Origin of the sequence: Roseomonas sp. TAS13, assembly GCF_001950415.1 — a bacterium.
GTDB lineage: Bacteria > Pseudomonadota > Alphaproteobacteria > Acetobacterales > Acetobacteraceae > Roseomonas > Roseomonas mucosa.
Genome location: NZ_BDLP01000230.1, coordinates 1 through 7,016 on the forward strand (window position 1 = coordinate 1; position 7,016 = coordinate 7,016).

6 protein-coding genes, 1 other RNA gene and 1 pseudogene are annotated in these 7,016 nt (G+C 72.0%); 1 reads left to right on the forward strand and 7 read right to left on the reverse strand.

Annotated elements, in window-relative coordinates; translation table 11 throughout:
* The 7 genes and pseudogenes from ROTAS13_RS16305 to ROTAS13_RS16335 form a co-directional block, all read right to left on the reverse strand.
* Positions 1 to 322 (reverse strand): annotated as a pseudogene (locus ROTAS13_RS16305) (hypothetical protein); the annotation flags it as partial.
* Positions 319 to 1,278: a 16S rRNA (cytosine(1402)-N(4))-methyltransferase RsmH gene (gene rsmH / locus ROTAS13_RS16310; protein ID WP_075822862.1), complete on the reverse strand. Its 960-nt coding sequence runs from the start codon at positions 1,276 to 1,278 to the stop codon at positions 319 to 321. The gene rsmH and the pseudogene ROTAS13_RS16305, both read right to left, overlap by 4 nt.
* Positions 1,275 to 1,769 carry a division/cell wall cluster transcriptional repressor MraZ gene (locus ROTAS13_RS16315; RefSeq protein WP_075822863.1) on the reverse strand — a complete coding sequence of 165 codons (495 nt, stop codon included), beginning with the start codon at positions 1,767 to 1,769 and terminating at the stop codon, positions 1,275 to 1,277. Before ROTAS13_RS16315 ends, rsmH begins: the two co-directional genes overlap by 4 nt.
* Positions 1,770 to 2,119: 350 nt before the next feature.
* An RNA gene (rnpB, locus tag ROTAS13_RS16320) (RNase P RNA component class A) lies at positions 2,120 to 2,551 on the reverse strand.
* A 104-nt stretch (positions 2,552 to 2,655) separates the two neighbouring features.
* The gene (locus ROTAS13_RS16325) at positions 2,656 to 3,384 is read right to left on the reverse strand and encodes an N-acetylmuramoyl-L-alanine amidase (RefSeq protein WP_099782060.1); all 729 of its coding nucleotides are present in this window, start codon (positions 3,382 to 3,384) and stop codon (positions 2,656 to 2,658) included.
* Positions 3,381 to 4,178, reverse strand: coding sequence for a TerB family tellurite resistance protein (locus ROTAS13_RS16330; RefSeq protein WP_075822864.1), 798 nt, complete (start codon positions 4,176 to 4,178; stop codon positions 3,381 to 3,383). The genes ROTAS13_RS16325 and ROTAS13_RS16330 overlap by 4 nt, the downstream gene beginning before the upstream one ends.
* Before the next feature lie 123 nt (positions 4,179 to 4,301).
* Positions 4,302 to 5,030 (reverse strand): glutathione S-transferase, encoded by a 729-nt coding sequence (locus tag ROTAS13_RS16335; RefSeq protein ID WP_019459402.1) that lies wholly within the window; start codon positions 5,028 to 5,030, stop codon positions 4,302 to 4,304.
* A gap of 167 nt (positions 5,031 to 5,197) precedes the next feature.
* Here ROTAS13_RS16335 and ROTAS13_RS16340 point away from each other — a divergent pair.
* A partial coding sequence (locus ROTAS13_RS16340) for a hydantoinase/oxoprolinase family protein (RefSeq protein WP_305793722.1) occupies positions 5,198 to 7,016 on the forward strand: 1,819 nt, incomplete at its 3' end.

Sequence of the window (7,016 nt, forward strand, 5' to 3'; positions counted from 1 at the left end):
GCACGGCGAAGAGGTTGCGCGGCCCGGCGAAGGCCACAGCCTGCGGCAGGCGCTTGTCGATGTCGGCGGCGCGGATGAACTGGCCGGGCTGCATGGTTTCGAGCGGCAGGTACTGCTCGACGTTCCGGCGCAGGCGCTCGGGCTCGTTCAGGAGCTGCCACTCCGCCTTCAGGATGCCGGTGCGGGCCTTGGCGGCCTCGGTCTGCGCCTGGATCTGGGCCAGCTCGCGGTCGAGCAGGGCGACCTCGTGCTTCACCTTGTACAGATGCAGCCCCGCCCCGCTGGCGGCGAGAAGAGTGAGCAGCGTCAGCGGGCGTATCATGGGGCAAGCCTCTCCATGGCGCGCAGCCTCGCGGAGCGCGCGCGCGGGTTGGAACGGGTCTCCTCCGCCTCGGGGCGGAGGGCGGAATTGGTCAGCAGCCGGAAGCGCTGGGCCTCCGTCCGGGGGCGGAGGGCGGCGGGATCGTGCCGGGAGGCGGCGGGCGTGCGGCCGCTGGCGTCGCGCAGGAAGCGCTTCACGATCCGGTCCTCCAGCGAGTGGAAGGCGACGACGACGAGACGCCCGCCCGGGGCCAGGGCCTCGGCACCGGCGGCCAAGCCGCGCTCCACCTCGCCCAGCTCGTCGTTCACCTTCAGGCGCAGCGCCTGGAAGGAGCGGGTGGCGCCATCGATGCCCGACGGATCGCGCGGCACGGCGCCGCGCACGATCTCGGCCAGGCGCAGCGTGGTGGCGATGGGCGCCTCGGCCCGGGCGGCGACGATGGCGCGGGCGACGCGGCGGGAATGCCGCTCCTCGCCGAGCTGCCAGAGGATGTCGGCCAGCTCGCGCTCCGGCAGGGTGTTCACGAGATCGGCGGCCGAGGGGCCTTCGCGCTCCATCCGCATGTCGAGCGGCCCCTCGGCGCGGAAGGAGAAGCCGCGCCCGGCCTCGTCGAGCTGGAAGGAGGAGACGCCGAGGTCGAAGACCACGCCGTCCAGCGGCGGGATGCCGTGCTCCGCGGCCAGCGCGGCGAGGTCGCCGAAGCGGCCGGGGATCAGGCGCAGACGGCCGGCGAAGCGCTCCGCCAGGGCGGCGCCGCGGGCGATCGCGTCCGGGTCGCGGTCCACCGCCCAGATGGTGCAGTCTGCGGACTCCAGGATCGCGGCGGTGTAGCCGCCGCCGCCGAAGGTGCCGTCAAGATAGTGGCCGCCATCGCGCGGGGCGAGGCTGTCCAGCACCTCCCGCAGCATCACCGGGGCATGGCCCTGGCGCCGGGTGAAGTCGAGGCCGTCGCTCATGCCTCGTCCCTGCCGGCGCGGCGGCCGTCGATGCCCAGGGCGGTCTGCAGGGCCTCGCGGGCGCGCTGCTTCTCCTGCCGCGCCTTCATGGCGGCGGCCTGGCGTTCCTTCAGCGTGTTGGGCTCCCAGATCTGGAACTTCTTGCCCAGCCCGGCGAAGGCCACGCTCTCGCTGAGGTTGGCATAGGCGATCAGTGCCTCGCTCAGCACCACGCGCCCCTCGGAATCCGGTCGAATGCTCTCGGCCTGGGAAAAAAGGGTCAGCAACAGGTCGTCCTGCGGGTCCTCGAAGGGATCGGCCGGCTGTGCGTCGGCGGAATACTGCTCGAAGGCGCTCTGCGGCCAGCCCTCGACGCAGGGGTCCAGGTGATAGGGGCGCAGGATCAGCTCCTCGACGCCCAACCGGGCCATCAACGAGCGGTACGGGGCCGGAATGGAGACGCGCCCCTTCTTGTCCAGCTTGTTGGTGATGGTGCCCAGGAAGAGGGACATGCGCGTCGATCATCCCCCTCCCCCAAGGGTTCCAGGAACAGCGCAGGCGCGAACCGGCCATCCCCCTGATCCGATCGGGACAGCGGCCGGCGGGACCCCCCGATCCCACCGGCTCGCCCGACCACCCGCAGGCCCCTCAGCCCCCCTCAGGATCTGAGCCTCACGGGATGACACGGGATATCATGGGCGATGGAGCCCCGCCAAGGACGAAGACGAGCCCTGCACGAGATGGTGCGTGGTTAAGGGGTAGTGTTGCAGGCGTGACACATGAAAAAACAGGGGTTTGCGGAGCTTGCTTCAAGCTCCGACCCAGCGAAACAACAACTTATGCGGGTGATTGGAGGGAGGAGGGCGCCAGATGGTCTGTAAGCCGGGTTCTGTCACCGCCCTCTCGGACGATGGACGACCATTCCTCTGGGACGCGCCTCGCGACGCGCCTCACGCGACCAACCCGGGCGGCGAGGCGGAAAAACCTCTGCGCCGACGCGGAACGGACGAATCCGCCGCGCTCGCCGGCCGCCCCTATTCGGTCTTGCTCCCGGTGGGGTTTACCGTGCCGCCCCCGTTGCCGGGGGCGCGGTGCGCTCTTACCGCACCCTTTCACCCTTACCCGGCAGGGTTGCGGCACCACGGGGGTGCCGGTCCGGCCGGGCGGTCTGTTTTCTGTGGCACTTTCCCTGGGGTTTGACCCCCGCCGGCCGTTAGCCGGCACCGCTTTTCCGTGGAGCCCGGACTTTCCTCGATTCGGGCTGCGCCCGAACCGCGGCCGTCCGACCATCTGGCGGGGCGGGGTATGGGGCTTCCGGCGAATCGAAGCAAGCGGGAGTGGCGACGCAATCCGGGACGGTTTCCGCCGTCCGGCCTCTTCCGCTCCAGCTTCGGGCGGTCAGTTCCCGGACGCGATGCCGCAGAGTGCCGCGACGGCCTCGATGCGGGCGAGGGTGCCCGAGTCGGCCTCCCCCGAAACGGTTTCCTGCCGCCAGTGGCGCTGGAAGGCGGAGAGGACGATCTCCGGGCGTCCCGGGTCCACCGGATAGCCGATGGCCTGGAGGAGCGGCAGGGCGCGGGCGATGCCGTCGCCGGCTGGCCGGGTGGAATGGCCGGATACGCCGGCGGGCCAGAGGCCGACGCCATTGGCCGCGAGGCCCTGCCAGTCGAAAAGCTCGCCCGGGTCGATCTTGCGGTCCGGCGCCACGTCGGAATGGCCGACCACGTTGCGGGCCGGGATGGGCCAGCGAGCGAGGATGTCCAGGCAGAGGTCGCAGAGGGCGGCCATCTGGAGCGCGGGGAAGGGGCGGTAGCCGCAGGAATGGCCGGGGTTGACCACCTCGACCCCGATCGAGCGGCCGTTCAGCGTATCGTGCCCGCGCCAGTGCGAGATGCCGGCATGGAAGGCGCGACGATGTTCCGGCACCAGGCGGAAGATGCTTCCGTCCTCCTCCACCACATAGTGGGAGGAGACCTTGGCCACCGGGTCGCGCAGCCGCGCGATGGCGGCCGCGCCGCTTTCCATGTCCGTATAGTGGAGGATCAGCATGTCCACCGGCATGCCGTCCGGCCGGTCGTCCTGGTTCGGGCTCGGCAGGTCCCGGATGGACAGGTGGCTGGTCGTCAAAGGCCGCGCTCCCGCTTGATCCGGTCCCAGGCCGCGTTGATCTCGGCCATGCGGCTGCTGGCGCGCCGCACCAGCTCCGCGGGCATGCCGCGGGCGGCGAGGGCGTCCGGGTGGTTCTCGCGGATCAGGCCGCGCCAGGCGGCACGCGCCGCCTCGTTGCTGGCGCCGGGGGCCAGGCCCAGCGTGGCATAGGGGTCCGGCCCCTCGCTGACGGCGGGGGTATTGGCGCTGCCGCGGCCGTATTCCGCATGGGCGTGCTCGCGCGGTCGGCCCTGGCTGGCTCTTTCCCAGGCCGGCAGGTCGAGGGCGAGGAGGCGGTGGACATTGCCCAGGAAGCGGTATTCCGCCTGGTTCAGCGGCCCGTCCGCGGTGGCGATCCGGAACAGGGCGGCCAGCACGTCCTCCAGCATGCCCTTCTCGCCGGCAAAGGCCTCGGCGAGCTTCTGGGCATAGGGCTCGTAGCCCTCGGCGCTGTCGCGGGCGCGGTCGAAGAGCTCGCCCACCTCCTTCATGTTCTCGGGCGGGATGCGGAACTGCGTCTTGAAGGCGGCGATCTCGGCGCGCCGCACAGGGCCGTCGCATTTGGCGAGCTTGGCGGAAAGCACCACGACGGCAATGGCGAAGACCGTCTCGCGCGCGCCGAGCAGCCCCGCGAGGTTGGCGCCACCCGGCAGGGCGCCGCGCAGTGCGCCTTCGTCGGCAGCATGGCCCAGCGAAGCGCCGAGCATGGCGCCGAAGGGGCCGCCGACCGCGAAGCCGAGCGCACTGCCAATGATCTTGCCCCAGAAACTCAAATCCGACGACCTGTGCGATCCCAGCTCTCGCCATGGTACATAGCACGGGGCCGCTCCCTGGGCGACGTGCCTTGCGAGGCAATCCGTCAGCGGTGTTTCCGGTCCGGGAACCGGCCGCCGACCCTATCCGTCCAGCTCGGGGTAGTGGCGGAAGATGCCGTTCTGGCTGAAGGGCTGGCGGCGTGGGCTGGCGAGGTAGGCGGCGATGCGCGGCCATTCCGCCACCGAGGCGGCCAGGGCCGCGACATGCGGGGTCTGTTGCAGCGCCCGGGCGCTGGCGCGGGGGAAGGCATAGCGGAGCCCCTCCACGGTCTGGAACAGCGAGAGGTCGGCATAGCTCCGGGCATGGCCCACCAGATGGGCAGGACCGGCGGGGTTGGCGGCCAGGATGCGCTCGAACCAGCCGAGGAACTTCGGGATCCGGTTGTCGCGGAAATCCTTCGCGCGGCGGGCGGCCTCGGGCTTCTGGTCCTCGTAGTAGAGGGCGGAAGCGACCGGGTGGTGGGTGTCGTGCGTCTCCGCCACCAGGTCGGCGATGGTGAGCTGGATCTGGTGGCACCAGAGGCGGCCTTCCTCTTCCGCCGGCGCCAGCCCGTGCCTTTGGCCGAGATGCAGCAGGATGGCCGCGGTCTGGCCGATCAGCAGCCTGCCGTCGCGCAGGAAGGGCGGCGCGAAGGGCGGGCGCGGCAGGGCCGGGTCCTCCAGCAGCGCCTGCATCGCCGCCATGCCGCCGGGCTGCTGGGCATGGTCGATATAGGGCGCCCCCGCCGCCTCCAGCGCCAGCCGGACGAACTCGCCGCGCCCGGGCAGGCCGGGCCAATAGAACAGTTCGTAGGCGGATTGCTGCGTCATGCGGTGCTCCTGAGCTTGCGTGGAAGGCAAACGCGCGGCATGCGCTGCCGCTTCCGGCCCTTTCCGGGGGCCGGGGCGGGTTGCCGCGCGGCGGGGCGCTGCGCATCGTGCGCCGCGAGGCGACCCGGGGCTTCCGGCCCCGGAGGCCGCAGGATGGGGATCGGACGATGGCGGGCTGGCAGTTCTGGGTGGATCGCGGCGGGACCTTCACCGACATCGTGGCGCGCGACCCGGAAGGGCGGCTGAGCACGCGCAAGCTGCTGTCCGAGAATCCCGGGGCCTATCGGGACGCGGCGGTGGCGGGCATCCGGGCGATTCTCGGGCTGGCGCCGGGCGAAGCGCTGCCGCCCGGGGCGGTCGAGGCGGTGAAGATGGGCACCACGGTCGCCACCAATGCGCTGCTGGAGCGCAAGGGCGAGCGGGTGCTGCTGATCCTGAACCGGGGCTTCGCCGACCTGCCCCGCATCGGCAACCAGGCGCGGCCGCGCCTCTTCGACCTGGATGTGCGCCTGCCCTCGCTGCTGCATGAGCGCGTGGCCGAGATCGGCGGCAGGCTCGACGCCCAGGGGCGGGAGATCGAGCCCCTGGACGAGGATGCGGCGCGCGCGGCGCTGCGGGCGGCGAAGGCAGACGGCATCCCCGCCGTGGCGGTGGCGCTGCTGCATGCCTGGGCCAATCCGGCGCACGAGGAGCGCATCGGCGTCCTGGCGCGCGAGGAAGGCTTCGCCCAGGTCTCGCTGTCGCACCGGGCCTCGCCGCTGCCGCGCCTCGTGCCGCGCGCCGACACGGCGGTGGTGGATGCCTATCTCTCGCCGATCCTGCGCCGCTATGTCGCGCAGGTGGCGGGGGAGCTGAACCCGGAAGGGCGGGCAGAGCAGGACCGCGCGCGGCTCTCCTTCATGCGCTCCTCCGGCGGGCTGGCCGATGCGGCCGGCTTCGAGGGCAAGGACGCGATCCTGTCCGGCCCGGCGGGCGGCATCGTCGGCGCGGCGCGCACCGCCGCCACGGCGGGCTTCGACCGCATCATCGGCTTCGACATGGGCGGCACCAGCACGGATGTGGCGCTCTATGCGGGGCAGTTCGAGCGCGCCTTCGAAACCGAGGTGGCGGGCGTGCGGATGCGCGCGCCGATGATGGCGATCAACACGGTGGCGGCGGGCGGCGGCTCGCGGCTGGGCTTCGACGGCGCGCGCTTCCGCGTCGGGCCGGAAAGCGCGGGGGCGGTGCCGGGGCCGGCCTGCTACCGGCGCGGCGGACCGCTCACCATCACCGATGCGAATGTCATGACCGGCAAGGTGCAGCCGAAGCACTTCCCGGCGATCTTCGGGCCGGATGGCGGCCAGCCGCTGGATGCCGGGGTGGTGCGGGAGAAGTTCGCTGCGCTGGCCGCTGAGATCGCGGCGGCGACCGGCGAGGCGGAGATGGACCCGCGCGCCGTGGCAGAGGGCTTCCTGCGCGTCGCGGTGGCCAACATGGCGCATGCGATCCGGCAGGTGAGTATCCAGAAGGGGCACGATGCCTCGCGCTACACGCTCCAGTGCTTCGGCGGGGCGGGCGGGCAGCATGCCTGCCTGGTGGCGGACGAGCTGGGGATGGAGACGGTCTTCGTGCATCCCTTCGCCGGGGTGCTCTCGGCCTATGGCATGGGGCTGGCCGATGCCAGCGTGATCCGCGAGGCGGCGGTGGAGAAGCCGCTGTCGCCGGAGGGCATGGCGGATCTGGCGGCGCGGCTCGACGCGCTGGCGGAGGAAGGGCGCGCGGAGCTGCTGCGCCAGGGCAATGCGGCGGCGCGGCTCTCGGTGCAGCGGCGCCTGCATCTGCGCTATGCCGGGACGGATGCCTTCCTGCCGGTGGAGTTCGGGGACCACGAGGCAGTGCTGGCGAGCTTCACCGAGGCGCATCGCCGCCGCTTCGGCTTCGCCTCGCCGGAGCGGGCGGTGATCGTGGAAGCCTGCATCGCCGAGGCGATCGCGGCGGGCGAGACGG

Excerpts from the sequence above, each read along its gene's own strand:
- rsmH (WP_075822862.1), bottom strand. The coding sequence starts at position 1,278 with ATGAGCGACGGCCTCGACTTCACCCGGCGCCAGGGCCATGCCCCGGTG.
- ROTAS13_RS16315 (WP_075822863.1), bottom strand. The coding sequence starts at position 1,769 with ATGTCCCTCTTCCTGGGCACCATCACCAACAAGCTGGACAAGAAGGGG.
- ROTAS13_RS16335 (WP_019459402.1), bottom strand. The coding sequence starts at position 5,030 with ATGACGCAGCAATCCGCCTACGAACTGTTCTATTGGCCCGGCCTGCCC.